At 64.6% G+C, this 17,175-nt stretch carries 17 protein-coding genes and 3 tRNA genes; 1 reads left to right on the top strand and 19 read right to left on the bottom strand.

Going from position 1 to position 17,175, the window contains the following annotated elements:
• Nucleotides 1-544: 544 nt before the first annotated feature.
• The 7 genes from rplT to FS885_RS04035 form a co-directional block, all read right to left on the bottom strand.
• Nucleotides 545-904, bottom strand: a complete 360-nt coding sequence (gene rplT / locus FS885_RS04005) for a 50S ribosomal protein L20 (RefSeq protein WP_144743719.1) — start codon at nt 902-904, stop codon at nt 545-547.
• Between the two features lie 49 nt (nt 905-953).
• Nucleotides 954-1,145, bottom strand: coding sequence for a 50S ribosomal protein L35 (gene rpmI / locus FS885_RS04010; RefSeq protein WP_144743720.1), 192 nt, complete (start codon nt 1,143-1,145; stop codon nt 954-956).
• Nucleotides 1,146-1,178: 33 nt separating this feature from the next.
• Nucleotides 1,179-1,739: a translation initiation factor IF-3 gene (gene infC, locus FS885_RS04015; RefSeq protein WP_144743721.1), complete on the bottom strand. Its 561-nt coding sequence runs from the start codon at nt 1,737-1,739 to the stop codon at nt 1,179-1,181.
• 223 nt (nt 1,740-1,962) lie between these two features.
• A tRNA-Leu gene (locus FS885_RS04020) sits at nt 1,963-2,049 on the bottom strand.
• A gap of 52 nt (nt 2,050-2,101) precedes the next feature.
• On the bottom strand, nt 2,102-2,311 hold the full coding sequence (locus tag FS885_RS04025; protein ID WP_144743722.1) for a hypothetical protein: 210 nt from the start codon (nt 2,309-2,311) through the stop codon (nt 2,102-2,104).
• Between the two features lie 59 nt (nt 2,312-2,370).
• Nucleotides 2,371-2,457, bottom strand: a tRNA-Leu gene (locus tag FS885_RS04030).
• A 95-nt stretch (nt 2,458-2,552) separates the two neighbouring features.
• Nucleotides 2,553-2,837 (bottom strand): PTS sugar transporter subunit IIB, encoded by a 285-nt coding sequence (locus FS885_RS04035; protein WP_144743723.1) that lies wholly within the window; start codon nt 2,835-2,837, stop codon nt 2,553-2,555.
• Nucleotides 2,838-2,952: 115 nt separating this feature from the next.
• Here FS885_RS04035 and FS885_RS04040 point away from each other — a divergent pair.
• Nucleotides 2,953-3,037: transfer RNA gene (locus FS885_RS04040), tRNA-Leu, on the top strand.
• 21 nt (nt 3,038-3,058) lie between these two features.
• Here FS885_RS04040 and FS885_RS04045 read toward each other — a convergent pair.
• The 12 genes from FS885_RS04045 to FS885_RS04100 all read right to left on the bottom strand — a co-directional run bounded on the left by FS885_RS04045 (nt 3,059) and on the right by FS885_RS04100 (nt 17,115).
• Nucleotides 3,059-4,063, bottom strand: a complete 1,005-nt coding sequence (locus FS885_RS04045) for a Ppx/GppA phosphatase family protein (RefSeq protein WP_144743724.1) — start codon at nt 4,061-4,063, stop codon at nt 3,059-3,061.
• Between the two features lie 16 nt (nt 4,064-4,079).
• The gene (locus FS885_RS04050; protein WP_246060766.1) at nt 4,080-4,916 is read right to left on the bottom strand and encodes an FtsB family cell division protein; all 837 of its coding nucleotides are present in this window, start codon (nt 4,914-4,916) and stop codon (nt 4,080-4,082) included.
• Between the two features lie 134 nt (nt 4,917-5,050).
• Complete coding sequence (eno, locus tag FS885_RS04055) at nt 5,051-6,340, bottom strand: phosphopyruvate hydratase (RefSeq protein WP_144743725.1); 1,290 nt, start codon at nt 6,338-6,340, stop codon at nt 5,051-5,053.
• Nucleotides 6,341-6,577: 237 nt separating this feature from the next.
• Complete coding sequence (locus tag FS885_RS04060; protein ID WP_342777732.1) at nt 6,578-8,056, bottom strand: amino acid permease; 1,479 nt, start codon at nt 8,054-8,056, stop codon at nt 6,578-6,580.
• 67 nt (nt 8,057-8,123) lie between these two features.
• The gene (locus FS885_RS04065; RefSeq protein ID WP_144743727.1) at nt 8,124-9,359 is read right to left on the bottom strand and encodes an agmatine deiminase family protein; all 1,236 of its coding nucleotides are present in this window, start codon (nt 9,357-9,359) and stop codon (nt 8,124-8,126) included.
• Nucleotides 9,360-9,408: 49 nt separating this feature from the next.
• On the bottom strand, nt 9,409-10,761 hold the full coding sequence (locus tag FS885_RS04070) for a Na+/H+ antiporter NhaC family protein (protein ID WP_144743728.1): 1,353 nt from the start codon (nt 10,759-10,761) through the stop codon (nt 9,409-9,411).
• Nucleotides 10,762-10,792: 31 nt separating this feature from the next.
• The gene (locus tag FS885_RS04075) at nt 10,793-11,923 is read right to left on the bottom strand and encodes a Rossmann-fold NAD(P)-binding domain-containing protein (protein ID WP_222419876.1); all 1,131 of its coding nucleotides are present in this window, start codon (nt 11,921-11,923) and stop codon (nt 10,793-10,795) included.
• Nucleotides 11,924-12,000: 77 nt separating this feature from the next.
• Nucleotides 12,001-12,603, bottom strand: a complete 603-nt coding sequence (locus tag FS885_RS04080; RefSeq protein WP_144743729.1) for a TetR/AcrR family transcriptional regulator — start codon at nt 12,601-12,603, stop codon at nt 12,001-12,003.
• 216 nt (nt 12,604-12,819) lie between these two features.
• The gene (mazG, locus tag FS885_RS04085; RefSeq protein ID WP_246060769.1) at nt 12,820-13,704 is read right to left on the bottom strand and encodes a nucleoside triphosphate pyrophosphohydrolase; all 885 of its coding nucleotides are present in this window, start codon (nt 13,702-13,704) and stop codon (nt 12,820-12,822) included.
• 3 nt (nt 13,705-13,707) lie between these two features.
• Nucleotides 13,708-14,277: a phosphodiesterase gene (yfcE, locus tag FS885_RS04090; RefSeq protein WP_144743730.1), complete on the bottom strand. Its 570-nt coding sequence runs from the start codon at nt 14,275-14,277 to the stop codon at nt 13,708-13,710.
• A 2-nt stretch (nt 14,278-14,279) separates the two neighbouring features.
• Complete coding sequence (locus FS885_RS04095; RefSeq protein WP_144743731.1) at nt 14,280-15,425, bottom strand: aldo/keto reductase; 1,146 nt, start codon at nt 15,423-15,425, stop codon at nt 14,280-14,282.
• A 283-nt stretch (nt 15,426-15,708) separates the two neighbouring features.
• Nucleotides 15,709-17,115 (bottom strand): MFS transporter, encoded by a 1,407-nt coding sequence (locus FS885_RS04100; protein ID WP_144743732.1) that lies wholly within the window; start codon nt 17,113-17,115, stop codon nt 15,709-15,711.
• Between the last annotated feature and the right edge of the window lie 60 nt (nt 17,116-17,175).

Consider the following 17,175-nt stretch of genomic DNA (forward strand, 5'->3'; position numbering starts at 1 on the left):
TCGTCTCTTCCCTGGCGAGGAGGGCGCGCTCCCGCGCATTCTCCCTCTCCCGCCTCGCGGTATCCGGTTCCCAAGGTACCCGCCTGCGCGGCTCGGCGCCGCGCGGCAAGGAGATATATTGCCAGAAATCCTGAGGGCTGCAAGTGTCGATTGATGCCTTCACATTTCCGTCACATATCCTCTTCTTTGGGCTTTTCCTCCGCTCGAACGTCTCTCTATATATGTTCGATCGTCTTGGCGGTGGCTCTTCGCTTCGCCCTCTTATATCTCTATGAGACCGATCTGCGATGAGCTGCACTTTTCGCGGCTTTGCCCTTGCGGCAGACGAGTAACGCCCCACTCACCCACCGCCAAGAGACGCGAGGCCTTCTTCTTTCGGCCGCTTCAGGGCCCTCGATATGAAGGTCGCCGGTTCCGGGAGGCGTTCCGCCCTGATCAGCCCTCTTTTGCGGCTGCGTGCCGCTGCAATAAAAAAGGCACCGGATCCCGGTGCCTTTTGAATCGGCCGCCCCACGGGGGCGCCGACGATACGCTGAGCGGAGCCTTAGGCCTCGAGCGCCTTCTTGGCGATGGCGGCGAGCTCGTTGAAGCTCTCGATGTCCTCGTAGGCCATCTGGGAGAGCACCTTGCGGTCGAGCTCGATGCCGGCGAGCTTCAGGCCGTGCATGAACTGGGAGTAGGAGATGTCGTTCATGCGGGCGGCGGCGTTGATGCGGGTGATCCAGAGGCTGCGGATCTCGCGCTTCTTGTTGCGGCGATCGCGATACTGGTACTGGAGCGAGTGCTGGACCTGCTCCTTGGCGTGCTTGTACGTACGGGAGGCAGCGCCGTAGTAGCCCTTGGCCTGCTTCATGATGGTGCGATGGTGCTTACGGGCGTTGAGAGCGCGCTTCACACGTGCCATATCTGATCAACTCCTAGTCTTGGTATCTAAAGGTCGGCGGGAGGTCGCGTTACGCGAGGCGCGAAGCGACGGTCTTGCGGTCAGCGGCGGAAACGGTGGTCTCCTGGCGGAAGCCGCGCTTGCGCTTGGTGGTCTTCTTGGTGAGGATGTGGCTCTTGTAGGCCTTGCCGCGGACCAGCTTGCCGGTACCGGTGAGACGGAAGCGCTTCTTGGTTCCGCTGTGCGACTTCATCTTGGGCATGTTCTTCTCCTTAATCGCTTATACGACGTTTCGTTAGTCGTTCTTGCTCTCGTCGTTTTCGGGCTTCTCGTCGAAGGCGCCCTTGATCGGGGCGAGCAGCATGAGCATGTTGCGGCCCTCGAGCTTGGGCTGCGACTCGACGGTGGCGTAGGGCTTCAGGTCCTCGGCGAGGCGCTCGAGCACGTTGAGACCCTGCTCGGGATGCGCCATCTCGCGGCCGCGGAACATGATCGTGATCTTCACGCGCGCGCCCTTCTTGAGGAAGCGCAGCACATGCCCCTTCTTGGTCTCGTAATCGCCCACGTCGATCTTCGGCCGGAACTTCATCTCCTTGACCTCGACCTTGGACTGGTTCTTACGAGCCTGCTTGGCCTTCATCGCCTGCTGGTACTTGAACTTACCGTAGTCCATGACCTTGCAGACCGGCGGGTTCGCGTTCGGCGCGATCTCGACCAGGTCGAGACCCTGCTCGTCAGCGACACGCTGCGCATCGCGGATGCCGAAAAGGCCCAGCTGGGAGCCATCGACACCGATCAGGCGGCACGTGGTCGCGGTGATCTCGTCATTGATGCGGGTGTCATCGTGCTTAGCTATTTTCGGTACCTCCTTCGTAACGAAAAGCCCGGTGCCTCAACAGCGACCGGGCTCATCAACCTCAAACCGGGAGCGGCGATGCCCTCCCGAACGTTCAGTTGTGATGACCAGACAGCTGCCGAAGCGCCGAAAGGTGGGGGCTTGCGCCCCACTTTGGCATCGCTTGCGCGACGCGGAGTGCATGTTACCACACTTCGCATGCGTCCATGACATCATCATGGAATGGTGCCCGAGGCGAGGATCGAACTCGCACGCTGTTGCCAGCGGCAGATTTTGAGTCTGCTGCGTCTGCCAATTCCGCCACTCGGGCATTATCGCGACACGACGATGCGCGGATTGCCGGGATATCGTATCACAAGGGCCTAGGGAAGCCAACGGCGATCGTCGTCGGCGTCGTCCCCTCGGCGGATGCTGATCTTGAGCTTGCCCATGGCGACGAGCACCACGAGCGCGATGAGGACGAACGGGATCAGACGGAGCGCGCCGACGATCACCACGCCGAGGAACGACAGCACGAGCGAGATGACCGCAGCCGCGACGAGCATGACGATGAGCAGGTAGAACCAGTTCATGTGGAGCCTTCCTGGGACCGGTATGAAAAAGGCCCCGAGACCGGGGCCCTATCATGCTATGGTGCGGGCGAAAGGACTTGAACCTTCACGGGGTTGCCCCCATATGGACCTGAACCATACGCGTCTGCCAATTCCGCCACGCCCGCGTAGCTTCGACTTCCGTCGAGAGCGCAGTTATCTTACCCTAGCATCGCCCGTCGCGCAAGTGCCAATCTCGCGATTCTTGGCGACAGGTGCGGGGCTACTGCGCCATGACGGCGAGGATCTCCTGCTCGGCGGCGGGACGGCCCACGCCCGTGAGGAACGGCACGCCGCTCACGTAGGGGCAGGCGAGACCCTCGGGCGCGACGGTCGTGGCGACCAGCAGGTCGGCGTCGGCGCAGGTCTCCTTGGCCTCGGAGATCGCGCACTGGACGATCTCGTACTGGCCCTCGTAACCGTTATCGTTCAGCAGGGTGGACACCTTCTGCGCCACGGCGGTCGAGGTGGCGATACCGGAACCGCACGCAAGAACGATCTTCTTCATGGGACAAGTCTCCTTTCGGGGATGCGAACCCGTTTAGTTTACTTCCCCGCCGCTGAATTTCCAAAGAGAAAATCGCGCGTTAAGAAAATGATGTTTGCTAGACTGTCCCATGGACGGGGGCGTGGCGGAATTGGCATACGCAGGAGACTTAAAATCTCTCGCCTTCGGGATTGTGGGTTCGAGTCCCACCGCCCCTACCAGTCCTTACGCCAGCCGGATTGCTACCGCGACAGCTCCGGCACCCAGCCGACCGTGGTCCGCGTGCCCGCAAGTACCTCGGCGACGGTCGCGCCGAGCCCCGCGAGGATGCTGTTCTCGCTCACGGTGAGCCGGTCGTAGCCCGCGGCGCGCATGAGCTCGCGCACGATGACGGCGCCCGCCAGGATCACATGGGCCCGCTTGGGCTGGATCCCCTCAAGCTGCTTGATCTCCTCAACACGAAGGCCGCGCATCCGCTCGATGCAGCGGTCGATCTCTGCCGCGCGGAGCTCGTGGAGATGGACGAAGGCGGGGTCGTAGACCTGAAGCCCGTTCGCCATCGCGACGAGCGTGGTCACCGTACCGCCCACCGCGAGGAGCTTGGCGCCGCTCTGGGCGAGCGAGCCCCACACGGGCGCGAACTGGTCGTAGGCCCAGGCGGCCGCGCGGGCGATGTCGTCTGCCGAGGGCGGGTCGCCGTGCAGGAAGCGCTCGGTGACGCGGCGGCACCCGATATCGAGCGAGCGCGTGCGCTCGAGCTTGAGCAGGCCCGCCGCGGCGTCATAGCATCCGACCGCGACCTCGGTCGAGCCGCCGCCCGAGTCGACGACGGCGATATGCTCGCCGGGAAGGTCGCGCGCCACGCCGAGAAACGTCAGGCGCGCCTCCACCTCACCCGGGATGACCTGCGGCACGAGGCCGATGCCGCGCAACCGCCCGAGCAGGACCTCGCCGTTCGCCGCATCGCGCGCGGCACTCGTGAGGGTCGTGCACACCGCGACCGCGCCGAACGCGCGGATCTCCTCCGCGAACCCCTCGCAGGCGGCGGCTACGCGCTCGATCGCACCGGGACTCAAGAGCCCCGTCGCGTCGACCCCCTCGCCCAGGTCGGTGATGACGGTGTGCTTGCGGACGGCGACGACGCGGTCCCCCTCGACCTCGGCGAGGGAGAGGCGCGACGACACCGTCCCCAGGTCGATGGCCGCGATCGGGATGCCGCGCCCGGCTGCGCCAACGGAATCGGCCATCATGCGGTCCTCTCGCCTATTCGCCGGTCGAGGCGACCGACTGCCCTTCGGCACCCTGGTAGAAGAAGAGCGCATCGAGCATCCTGATGTACCACGGCGCGTCCTCGACCACCGCCTGCTCGGCAGCCTCGACATCGGCCGAGGTCATCGGCTCGTCCTCGCCATCCTCGGCAGGCTGCTCCGCGGGGGCGGCGTCCTCTGCGGCATCGGCGTCCTGCGCCGCCTGGCCCTCCGCATCCGCGTCCGTGTCCGCGGCGTCATCGCCCGCGGCGGCATCCTCCGCCGGGGCGTCCGACGTGTCCGCAGAGCCCTCGGCTGCGTTCGGCGCCGCATCGTCCTCGAGCCCCACGACATCGATGACGCGCTCGCCCGGCATGACGAGCCCCAGGTCCTCGCGCGCCGCGCGCTCGATGCCCTCGGTCGAGAGCAGGCCGTCGACATGGGACTCGAGCCGCTCGTTGTACTCGTTGCGGATCTCGAGCTGCTGGTCGAGCACCATGCCCGTACGGTAGGCGGCATAGAGGTCGCGCACCGGGAAGTAGATGCTCACCAGCACGACCGCCGCGACCGCGGCATAGAAGATGGGCTTCGTGGAGCCGGTGGTGAGCGAGTAGATGAACTGGACGACGCGGTTGTCCGCCGCGTACCTCATGAACGAGGAGCGCTTGGCGGAAGATTTGGCCGCGGTGCCTCGCTTCGCGCCCGACGCGCCGCGCCCGGCGGCACCCGCCCGGCGCGCGCCGCCCGCGCCCAGCCTCGACGCGGCGGCGGAAAGGTCGCCCGTCGCGGCGGCGGAGCCGGCGCGCTCGCCCGCGCGCCCGCGAGAGGTCCGGTTGTCTCGATAGGTTCCCATAAGCGCCTTGTACGATTGAGGTGTGGTTATGCGCAGCCCTATCTTATACCAAGCGCAAGGCGGGCGGCGCCCTGAAGGGTCACCGCCCACCCAAAGATGCACCGCTTGCGCACAACCGGCTCCGAGCGGAGCCGTTAGCGCAGGTTGTAGAACGCGTCGCGGCCGGCGTACTCGGCAGAGGTGTACAGCCCGTCCTCGATGCGGAGCAGCTGGTTGTACTTCGCGATGCGGTCGCTGCGGCAGGGCGCGCCGGTCTTGATCTGGCCGGCGTTCGTGGCCACCGCGAGGTCGGCGATCGTGGAGTCCTCGGTCTCGCCGGAGCGATGCGAGACGATGCACGCGTAGCCGGCGCGCTTGGCCATCTCGATGGCCTCGAGGCTCTCGGTGAGCGTGCCGATCTGGTTCACCTTGACGAGGATGGCGTTCGCGGCGCCGAGCTCGATGCCCTTCTTCAGGCGCTCGGTGTTGGTGACGAACAGGTCGTCGCCGACGAGCTGGACCTTCTTGCCCAGGCGCTCGGTGAGCTTCACCCAGCCGTCCCAGTCCTCCTCGGCCAGGCCGTCCTCGATCGAGATGATGGGGTACTTCTCGACGAGCGCGGCCCAGTAGTCGATCATCTCGTCCGTGGTGAGCTCGCGGCCCTCGCCCTTGAGCACGTACACGCCGCGCTCGGCGTCGTAGCACTCGGTCGTGGCGGGATCCATGGCGATCATGAAGTCCTCACCCGGCTTGTAGCCGGCGGCCTCGATGGCGCGCACGATGTACTGGAGCGGCTCCTCGTTGTTGGCCAGGTCGGGGGCGAAACCGCCCTCGTCGCCCACGCCCGTCGCGTGGCCGGACTCCTTGAGGACGGCCTTGAGCGTATGGTAGACCTCGGCGCACCAGCGCAGGCCCTCGGCGAAGTTCGGAGCGCCGACGGGCATGATCATGAACTCCTGGAAGTCGACGTTGTTGTCGGCGTGCACGCCGCCGTTCAGGATGTTCATCATCGGGGTGGGGAGCGTGTGACCGTTGACGCCGCCCAGATAGCTGTAGAGCTCGAGCCCCGCGGACTGCGCGGCGGCGCGGGCGACGGCGAGCGAGACGCCCAGGATGGCGTTCGCGCCGAGGTTGCCCTTGTTGGAGGTGCCGTCGGCCGCCATGAGGTGCGCGTCCACGGCGCGCTGGTCGAAGGCGTCCATGCCGATCACGGCGTCCGCGCACTCCTTGTTCACGTGGTCGACGGCCTTGGTGACGCCCTTGCCCAGATAGCGCTCCTTGTCGCCGTCACGCAGCTCGACCGCCTCGAACGCGCCGGTCGAGGCGCCCGAGGGCACCATGGCGCGGCCGAACGAGCCGTCGTCGAGCACGACCTCGACCTCGACCGTCGGGTTGCCGCGCGAGTCGAGCACCTCGCGGCCGTAGACATCCAGAATCTCGCTCATGGGGATACCTCTCTTTCGGATCGCGGCAGTCGCCGGGCTCGGAACGCGGGCAGAGGCAGACCTTTGCTCCGGAACCCGAACGATTAGCCTCCGTAAACTTTTGAGAGTATGCCCATTTTCCCTCGTCACTAACCCGCGACTTTCTCCGACCGGATCCGGGCTCAGGCCTCGGAGGCGCTCCATGTCGGTCAAGCGCCCCTTCCGGGTAAAGGGGAGGTGCCGAGAGGCCCTCGATAGCTACGCGATTCCGGTCATGAGCAGTACGACCCCACCTGCCGCCATGGCGCAAACCGCGGCGACCAGCAGGCGGTCCACACCCGAGAACACGCGGGTCTCGCCTGCGCTCCTATGCGCCCTGTAGTAGAACGGGATGCCGACCACCCACAGGATGCTGCAGAGCATGATGTAGGAGAAGCCGGAGACGAACATGGCGAACAGGTAGTATGCGAGGCCCACAATCCCCAAGACCAGATTCCTGGTCCGTCCAGGCGCCTCGGGATGGTCGAGAGTGTACCTGATCTGATACAGGTTGATGAACACCCACACGATCAGGATGGCAGACGAGCTCAGACGGTAACCAAACTCATACGCATCGCTGGTGAAGTGCATCGAGATGTAGAGCAGCTGGCAGAGGAGCACGGTGATGAACAGCGAGAACGTCGCGACACCGTGCTTGTTCTTCCTCGCGAAGATCTCGGGCAGCGAGTGCTGGTCGGCAAGATAGGTTATGGACTCCGTCGGCATGAGGGTGTAGGCGATCCAGCAGCCGAATATCGAGATGATGAGGGCCGCCTGCACGAACGAGGCGCCGATCGGCCCTATGAAGTGAACGTAGAGCTGCCCGACCGACGGCTGGCCCAGCGCGACAAACTCCTCGGCCGGCATGATGCCGTAGGGCAGCACGGCGATGAGGAACTTCATGAGCGTCATGAGCGTGAGGCCCACGACCGTAGCGCTGCCCGCGACCTTGCGGTTCACCGCATGGCGCGAGAGCAGAGCGACGCTCTCGACCCCGATGAAGACCCAGATCAGGGAAAGCATGGAGTTGTTGACCTGGGATGCCACGGAGCGAATATCGAAACCGCCTTCCGCCGCGGCCATGTTGCCGGCGTAGTTCGTCCAGAACCCCGTCGTGAAGACGCCGAAGTTGAAGCACGTGACGGCAAGGACGATGAACAGGAGCAGCGGCACGATCTTTATGATGGTGATGACCGTGTTGACGCGCACGCTCTTCTCAACGCCCCGGCTCACCAGCGCGTAAAGCGTCCACATCACGATGCTCGCAACGATGATGGAAGGCCAGTTCGTACCGGTGTCGCCGAACACCTCGGGGAAGAACGTGCCCAGGGCGATCATCATCATGGCGGCGAACGACACGTTCCCGACCCAGCCGCTGATCCAGTAGCCCCATGCGCTCATGTACTCCGCGAAGCCGCCGAGCGCGCGACGGGCGTAGCAGAACAGGCCGTCGCCCTCGGGATCGCGCTCGAGCAGGTTCTTCAAACTGAAAGCGGATACGAGCGTCCCCACATAGCAGATGGCGAAGGCGATGATTGCGGCACCCGGGGACGCGACCGTGCCGAGCTGGTAGGAGATGTCGTACACACCCGACCCGATCATCGATCCGAAGATGGTAAGCACAAGCGTCCAAAAGCCCAAGCCCCCTTGGCGGGATTCGCTCGCGGCAGGTGCAGCGGATTTGCCCATTGCAACCATCCTTTCTGGGGAGTCGCCACCCTGAGGCGGGCGACGCACCGCGCCGCCCGCCTACGTGTTGCCGGCGCTATTTCTGGATGTTCTTCGTAGCGCAGTGGATGCCGCCACCGCGGATGTTGAGCGCCATGGAGTTGATGGGGACCACGGTACGGTCGGGGTAGGCCTCGCGCAGCACCGCCATGGCCTCCTCGTCACGCTGACGGATCGCATCGGGCTTTCCGGGGGCCCAGTAGCTCTGCGCCACCACGACGTCGTTGCACACGAGATAGTTGATGTAGCTCATGGCGGGCATCATGACGATCTCGCCTTCCGGCATCGGCGTGCCGTCATCGAGGAGGGGCTCCTCGTTCTCGGCGAATCGCTTGCCCCACGTGCGGTTCGTCCAGTCCTCGGGCGTGGTCACCACATACTCGGGAACGGGGGCGGGGATGCGGATGATCTTGATGGGGTTCCCCTCAGCATCCGTCTCGTTCTTGAGTACCTCGTACGCGGCGTCGCAGCGCTCCTTAGTGATGCGGGCGCTCTCGAGCTCGGCCGCCTCCTCGTCGCTCACCTCGAGAAGCAGGACCGTGTTCTTGTCCACGAAGCGCGCGAGCTCATCGATATGCCCGTTCGCGGACCCGGAGCGATACACCGGCTTGCCGTCGATGTAGTCGAGCACGCCGAGCGTCGAGGGCTCCTCCTCGTAATGGCACTGCGGGAGCCAGATGATCTTCTCGAGGTTGAAGACACGCTTGAACTCCTCCTCGACCTCTTCCTTGGTCATGGAGCCGTTACGCTTCGCGACCTCCGTCTCCTCGATGGCCATCATCACGCCGGCGCCGTTGAACTCCTTGTCACCGCCCTCGGAGATGAGGCAGGACTCGACGATGTCGTAGCAGCCCAGCTCTACCGCAGCATGCGGGGCGAACTTCTTGCAGAGGAGCGACATGTCGCTGTCCTCCTCGCCCATGCCGTACATGTCGAAACGGAAATGGACCAGGCGCTTCTCGCCCTCCTCGTTCTTGATGATGTCCGGGCCGTAATCGCGCATCCAGTGCATCATGTCCGGGATCTGGGTGATGGTGACCTGATCGAGGTCGATCCCGCCTTCGGTCAGGATCTCACGGCAGCGGTCATAGGTTCCCGGCCAACCGCAATTGATGACCAGGTTGTCCACATGGCCGAGCAGGGCTTTGACGACCTGGTGCATGACGGCCTCGGTGTACATGCCCTTGACCGGCTCGATGATGCGCGGCCAGCCGACGATGACGGTTTCCTGCGGCTCGAACTCGCCGGCATAGCGATAGGTATTTGCTTCCATGATGTCCTCCAAGTTCAAATGACGTTACGGATGCCCGCCAGCTCGTCGATCAGGCGACGACGAAGCCGAGCGCCAGGTAGAAGACGAGCGTGATGGCGCCCGCGATGAGCGCATAGGGGCGCGCGCTCTTGGTGAGGTCCACGGCGTTCGTGCCGAGCTCCTCGCCGATGAACATCACCAGCGCGCCGCGCGGCGACAGCACCGTGCCGAAGGTCGCGGCCGAGAAGAGCACGGCCGAGAGCACGAACGGGCTGATGCCGAGTGCATCGGTCACGGGCAGGCATGCCGCCATGAACAGCGAGGTGGCAGGCCAGAACATGCCCGTAAGGGTGCCGATGGCGGTCGCCGCGATGAAGAAGAACGCGAGCACCGCGCCGGGAACCAGGATGCCGGCGATGGCCTGGATGAGCTCGGGGAAGCCGATGAGCTTCAAGATCGTGGTGAACGTGAAGCCGACCATGAGGTACACCGTGGGCTTGAACGTCCCGAACATGCCCTTCCAGAAGCTGTCCATGAACTCGCCGAAGCTCATGATGCGGCGCGCCATGAACCAGACGCCCTCGAACACGATGACCACGAGGCACCCCATCGCGAAGTCTCCGTTGAGGTAGATGCCGACCGCGAGGAGCACGATGAGCGGGATGATGAAGTCCATCGGACGGGCCTTGCTCGCTGAGCCGGCACCGGCGGTCTCCTCGCCGTAGCAGCCGAAGTCATACGTGCCGTCACTCTTCTTGGCGATGGCGCCCTTGATGGAACCGAACGCGGGGATGATGCCGAGCGCGAAGAGGACCACGACCACGAGCAGGATAATCGGGAACACGAGCAGGGGCATGACCTGGGTTATGAAATCCCACGTCCCGTTCTGCGTGAAGCCGGAGGACTCCATGAGCTGCACGAAATAGACCGACCAGGTCGCCATGGGCGTCCAGGTGACCAGCGGAATGCACAGCGCGACGATGAGCATGCCGACGGTCTCGACGGGGATCTTGTTCTTGCGCCCGATGGTCTTGCCGTACGAATCGAGCACGGCGGCCTTCAGGAACTCGTCCGCATACACCACGATGCCGAGGATGATGATCGAGATGATCGACTTCTTCTCGTTGTTCGCGAACCGCGCGGTCACCCAATCGGTGAAGGCTCCGGTCGCGCCCGCATCGAAGAGGATTTGCGTGACCGCGCCGATGGCGAGCGTGAAGATGATGACCCACATGTTGCCCGGGTCGCTCGAGGTCTCGGCGAGGAAGTTGTAGAACAAGACGGGGATGTTCCAGTCGCCCGTCTGGGCCGAGTAGATCACGATCGCCGTCACGATGCCCAGGATGCACGATTCGAACGCGCGCTTGGACACCATGATCGCCACGAAGGCGACGACGATGGGGATAAGGCTTACGGCAAACATATTGACCTCCTATCAGTGGCCCACTTGGCGCCTACTCGACGTCATCGCCCATGACCGCGTACGTCACGGCCTTGATGGTGTGCTGGCGGTTGCCGGCCTCCTGGAAGATGTAGCGCGCGTTCTGCTCGAACACCTCATCGGTGACCTCGAATCCCTTCGCGAGATACGCCCGAAACTCGGGATCGTCGATCTGGGCGATGAGGTTGCGCGCCGCGCTGTGCCCATCGTTATGGGTGGCGGGAAGCATATGGATGAAGATGGCGTTCGGGTTGCCGGTCCGCTCCATGAGCTCGCGGTTGACCTGGTAGGGCCGGTACTTGATGATGCCGGGCAGCCACGTGATGGCGCTGTTGGTGAAAAAGCCCCAGTTCTCAGTGGAGACGACATCCGTCCCCTCGATGGCGTCGACATCCTCGGTCTCGAGGAACGAGCAGTCCGGGTTGTACTTCGCATAGAGGTCCTGGATGACCTGCTTCTGCTCGTCGGGCAGCGCGCCCGACCAACCGTCGATCGTCGAGCCGGCGGGCACCTCGCGGCGGAAGAGCTCCTGCTCCTCCGGGGTGAGCTTGGAGACGGCCTCGTCGAGGGTCATGTAGGAGGTGATGAAGCGGAAGTTCATGCCGAGCATCGCGCACGCGACGGCATAGGAATACGCGCAGCACGCCCCGCCGCGGCCGATATAGGTGAACGTCTTACCGCGATAGCCCTCGCGGCCGAACACCTCGTCGAGGGTCATGAAGTCGGCGAGCATCTGGGTCGGATGCTCATGCATCGTGTAGCCGTTGATGATGGGGATGTCGGACTCCGCCGCCATCTGGACGAGCTGCTCATGCTCCTTGCCCCGATAGGCGATCACGTCGTACATCTCCGAGAAGACGCGCATGGAGTCCTTGATGGTCTCCTTGGCCCCGAAATGCGAGTTGGACAGGTAGGTGGTGCCCATTCCCAAGTCCTGGGCAGAAGTCTCGAACGAGCAGCGGGTGCGGGTCGATTCCATCTCGAACAGCATCAGCATGTTCTGGCCGATGTTCTTCTGCTGGTTCACGCGCTCGCGCTTCTCCTTCTTGAGGCGGGCAGAGAGATCCAGCAGGTAGCGAAGCTCTTCGGGCGTGAAGTCCTCGAGCTGCAGGAAATGCCTCCCCTTAAACGACCCTTCCAACATAAGCACTCCTTTCATATTTCTAAACATACATGTATGTATGTTTTTCGGTAAGAGCAACGCCCAGCCTGGACACTTGGCTAGACCAGGCGCTGGAGCAGCAGATCGACTAGTATTTTGATTTCGTCTTCGGTGAAGAACGTGCCGTCGGGCCGAGGCGTCTCGGCAACGTTGTAGTTATCGAACCCGAGCAGGGTCATATACAGCGAGAGTGTGAGCATACGCGAGCTGATGTCGGTCCTGAACTCCCCCCGCTCCTGCCCGCGGCGGATCTCGCCCTCGATAATCGCGGTGAAGTCGCGGTCGAGCCTCGATTGGATCTCGGTGAGCTCCGGGAGGCCATCGCTGAGCTCTACCTTGTAGAGCACGATCTTGATATAGGGGTTGTCGGCGTTCTTCTTTCCCAAGTCGACCTCAAGGAAGCTCTTGAGGGTCTCATACGCCGAGTCGTAGTGCGTGTAGCTCGTGTAGATATCCCGATAGAACGCCTCGTAGCGGCGAAGGATCTCCTCGAGGATATCCTTCTTGCTGTTGAAGTTCCAATAGAAGGCGCCGCGCGTGAGGCCCACGCGCTTCACGATATCCTCGAGGGTCGTGTGGCTGTAGCCTTTCTCGATAAACGTATCGATCGCCGAGGAGATGATGAGCTCGCGCGTCTCCGCGGAATTGTGCTGCCGTGCCATCTCCCCTCCTCTCGTCGCGAACGGCTCCGACCAGGCCCTCGTTGCCGCGAAGAGCGATAGCCCGTGCCGATCGCGATCGCCGATGACTTCTGGTAGTTTGTACTATAGTCGAACCTAGGATTAAATACATACGTGTATGTATTTTACTGGCGAACGGTAGGAATGCCGCGGCGAACGTACGGCATCCCACGCATCCGGACATCGGGCCCGCATGCCCTACTCCCCTGCCTTGACCTCGTTCCAGAGGCGGTTGAGCTCCTCGGTCGACAGGTCCTCGACAGCGCGGCCTGCCCGATGGGCCAGCTCCTCCATCGCGCTCCAGCGGGCGCGGAACTTGCGCGTGCTCGCCCGGAGCGCGCTCTCGGCGTCGATCCCCTCCCGGCGCGCGACGTTCACGAGCGCGAAGAGCAGGTCACCGAACTCGAGCTCGCGCTCCGGGCTGCCCGGGGCCTCCGCCTCGAACTCGGCGCGCTCCTCGGCGACCTGGCGCCAGATATCGTCGACGGTCTCCCACTCGAACCCGGCTTTCGCGGCGCGCTTGGAGACTTTCTCGGCCTGCATGAGCGCGGGAAGCGAATGCGGGACGGAATCGAGCAGGCCCGCGGGGCGCTCGGGAGCGGCAGCGGCGCCCTCGCCGTCCGCTGACGCGCGCCCCTCGCGCTCGGCGCGCTTCACCTGGTCCCAGATGTCGAGCACCTGGGCGGCGTCCTTGGCGCCCGTGACGTCGCCGAACACATGAGGGTGCCGGCGGATGAGCTTCTCGTCGAGGTCGCTCACCACATCGGCGATCGTGAACTCGCCCGCGTCCGCGGCGATCTGGGCATGGAGCATGACCTGCATGAGCACGTCGCCGAGCTCCTCGCGCAGATGCGCGCTCTCCCCCGCCTCGATGCACTCGACCGCCTCGTAGGCCTCCTCGAGCATGTTCTTCGCGATGGACCCATGCGTCTGCACGCGGTCCCACGGGCAGCCGTCGGGCTGGCGCAGCCGCCAGATCGTCTCGGTGAGGCGGTCGAAGGCGTCGCGCGCGTCGGGGCGGGTCGAGCGGTCGCGCGCCGGCTCCGTGCCCTCCCCGGCGCGCATCCCGGAAACGTCGGCCATCGCCTACGCCTCCTCGAGCACGACGTGGCGGAACGCCTCGGCGAGCGGCAGGCCGCTCTCGTAGATGCCGTAGCTGTGCGTCCCGTCCTTGGGGATGCTCGCGCTGCCGGGGTTGAACGCCCAGATCCCCGGATGACCCGGGACCGCCTCGTTCACCTTGACGTGCGTGTGCCCGTAGACGATCGCCGACCCCTCCGCGAGCGGGGGCAGGTTGTCGACGCTGTTGTGGAAGCCGGCGCCGAAGATGTGCCCGTGCGTGAGGAAGAGCGCGCGGCCGCCCTCGTCCATAAGCACGGCGTAGTCGGCCATGCACGGGAAGTCGAGCACCATCTGGTCGACCTCCGCCTCGCAGTTGCCGCGCACGGCGATGAGCCTACCCGTCTCGGCAAGCCCGTTCACCAGCGGGATCACGCGCTTGGGATCGTAGTCGCGCGGCAGGTCGTTGCGCGGGCCGTGGTAGAGCACGTCACCCAGCAGCACGATGCGGTCGGGCTGCTCGCGGTCGATGGCGTCCGCGAGACGCCCCGCCCAGTACGCCGACCCGTGGATATCCGATGCGATGAGGACCTTCATGGCTAGTTCCCTTCCTTGTCGAACAGCCCCGCGGCATCGCGGAGCACCTCGATGATGGGCAGATGCTGCGGGCAGGCGGCCTCGCACTGGCCGCACGCGATGCACGCGGACGCCCGGGCCGAGCCCGCGTCGAGCGCGTGCGTGTACATGATATCGGAGCGGCCGTCCTGGTAGCGGCGCTGGGTGTTGAGCGCGGCGATGATGGCGGGGATGTCGATGCCCTGGGGGCAGCCGGGCGTGCAGTAGCGGCAGGCGGTGCACCCCACGGTCTCGACCGAGGTGAAGACCTCGGCGACCCGGACGAGCAGCGCGCGGTCAGTGTCGTCGAGCGACTTGAATCCGGCGGGGTCCAGAAGGTCGAGGTTCTCGGCCATCTGCGCCTCGTCGGACATGCCCGAGAGCACGACCTTCACATTGGGCAGCGACGCCGCGAAGCGCAGCGCCCACGACGCCTGCGTGGCCGCGGGGTCCGCCTCGGCAAGGAGGGCTGCCGCGTCATCCGGCAGCTTGGCGAGCGTGCCGCCCTTGACGGGCTCCATCACCACCACGGGCACGCCGTGGCGCTCGGCCGTCTCGTAGCATGCCCGCGCCTGCACCGCCTCGTGCTCCCAGTCGAGGTAGTTGAGCTGCAGCTGCACGAACTCCGCCTCGGGGTGCTCGGTAAGCAGCCGATCAAGCACGTCGGCGGTATCGTGGCACGAGAAGCCCAGGTGGCGGATGAGGCCCTCGTCCTTCATGCGGCGCGCCCACTCCCAGCAGCCGAAGTCCTCGTACATCTTGATCTGGTCGCCGGCGACGTTGTGCATGAGGTAGTAGTCGAAGTACCCCGCGCCCGTGCGCTCGAGCTGCTCGGCGAAGATGCGCTCCACATCGCCCGGCTCCTTGAGCAGCCAGCCCGGCATCTTGGTGGCGAGCGTGAAGCTGTCGCGCGGGTAGTGGTCGACCAGCGCCTCCTTGGCGATGCGCTCCGAGGCCCCGTCATGGTAGACGTAGGCCGTGTCGAAATAGGTGAAGCCGCGGGCCATGAAGGCGTCGACCATGCCCTTCACGCGCTCGACATCGACCGGCGCCCCCTCGCCCTCGCCCGCTAGCGGCAGACGCATGAGCCCGAAGCCCAGCTTGCCCTCTACCTCATCGAATGCAGCCATGCGACCACGCTCCCCTCGGCATGCGAAAACCGGCACCCGCAGGCGCCCTCTCCCCGCTTGTACCCCAACGCGACGCAAAACGACACGGCCCCGGGAGTCCCGTCGGGGCCGTGCCGTCGGTATCCGCCGTGCCACCGCGTGACTTGTCGCACGGCTCCTTGCAACAGCTGCGCGATTCGGGGAGAGAGGTTCCGGCGGCAGCGGCTGTAGGGCTATGAGGCCCCTGCGGCAGCGGAGTGCGTGCCCCCGCAGGGGAGGTACAAGGAGGGACGATGGATCGGCGCTACGCCTCCATGTGCTTCTTGGCGAGATCCGCCTCCATCTCGTCCATGGTCTTCTTGTCCAGGTTGTAGATGAACTTGATCGACACGTACTCGAGCAGGGCGGCGACCAGATAGCCGGCGGCGACCATGTAGCGCATGTTGAGCGCGACGTCGACGGGCTGGGCGGCGCCGAGCGCCTCGTTGTACCCGAGCCAGACCATGATCACGAGGCCGAGCGACGGGGCGAGGCCGTTGGTGAGCTTGCGGAAGAAGACGTAGAGCGAGTACGTGGTGCCCTCGTCGCGGCGGCCGCTCTTCCACTCGCTGTAGTCGATCGCGTCGGCGATGAGCGCGTACATGGTGCACATGAAGATGCCGAGGCCGGCGCCGTAGATGATCATGAGCACGAAGAAGATCGCGATACCCGTGGCATCCGGCGTGATGGGGGCGATAAGCATGATGGCGCTCGCGGCGATGCTCACGAGAATGCCCGCGGCGGCGCTCTCCTTCTTGCCCCAACGCGCCACGATCTTGCCGACGAAGGGGATGAACAGGAACATGGGGACCTGCGTGCACAGGTTCAGCAGGCCGGAGACCTGGGCGTTGTGGAAGTACGACTGGAACATCACGGTGCCGGCGGTCGACACGCCGAACATGCCGAGGAACATGGCGACGGCGGGCAGGGTGGCGCCGATGGCGGCGCGGTTGTGGATGAAGTTCTTGAGCGCCGCGAGATAGTTGAACTTCTGCTGCTTCTCGGCGGGCGCGGTCTGCACGCGCTCCACCGTGGTGGCGATGCAGAACTGGATCACGACGAAGCCGATGGCACCGAGCACGAGCGCGGCGATGAAGAGCCTTTCGCCCATGAGCTCGTTGTTGGCGTCATAGATGATGATGGGCAGCAGCGAGCCGGCGATGAGCGTCGCGAGGAAGGAGCCCACCTGGCGCGCGGACGAGAGCGTGGTGCGCTTGCCCGGGTCGGACGTGATGGCGGCAAGGAGCGAGCCGTACGGTACGTTCACGAGCGTGTAGGCGCAGTCGTAGAGCATGTAGCCCACGATGCAGAGGATGATCTTCGCCATATCGGGCGCACCGGGCACCGGCAGGAAGCACAGCAGGCCGGAAATGAACAGAAGGAAGCTGCCGTAGAACATGAAGGTGCGGAACTTGCCGCGCTTGAAGTCGCGGTGCGTGGAGTCCATGATGCCGCCGATGAGCGGGTCGTTCACGGCGTCCCAGATCTTCAGGAACACCATGATGCCCGCGAAGACGAGCGAGTTGATGCCCATGTACTGGGTGAAGAAGATCGTGAAGTACGAGCCGGCGAGCGTGAAGGCCATGTTGCAGCCGAAGTCGCCCGCGGCATAGGAGATGTAGTCGAGAAAGCCGACCTTCTCGCGGTTTTTCGGTATCGTTGTCGTTGCCATATCCGTGTCCTTTCTCATCGGTATGGTAGCCCGGGGCGGCCGCTACCCGCTCCGGGCGCG

The sequence above is a fragment of the Enorma burkinafasonensis genome, assembly GCF_902150035.1.
Lineage (GTDB): Bacteria > Actinomycetota > Coriobacteriia > Coriobacteriales > Coriobacteriaceae > Enorma > Enorma burkinafasonensis.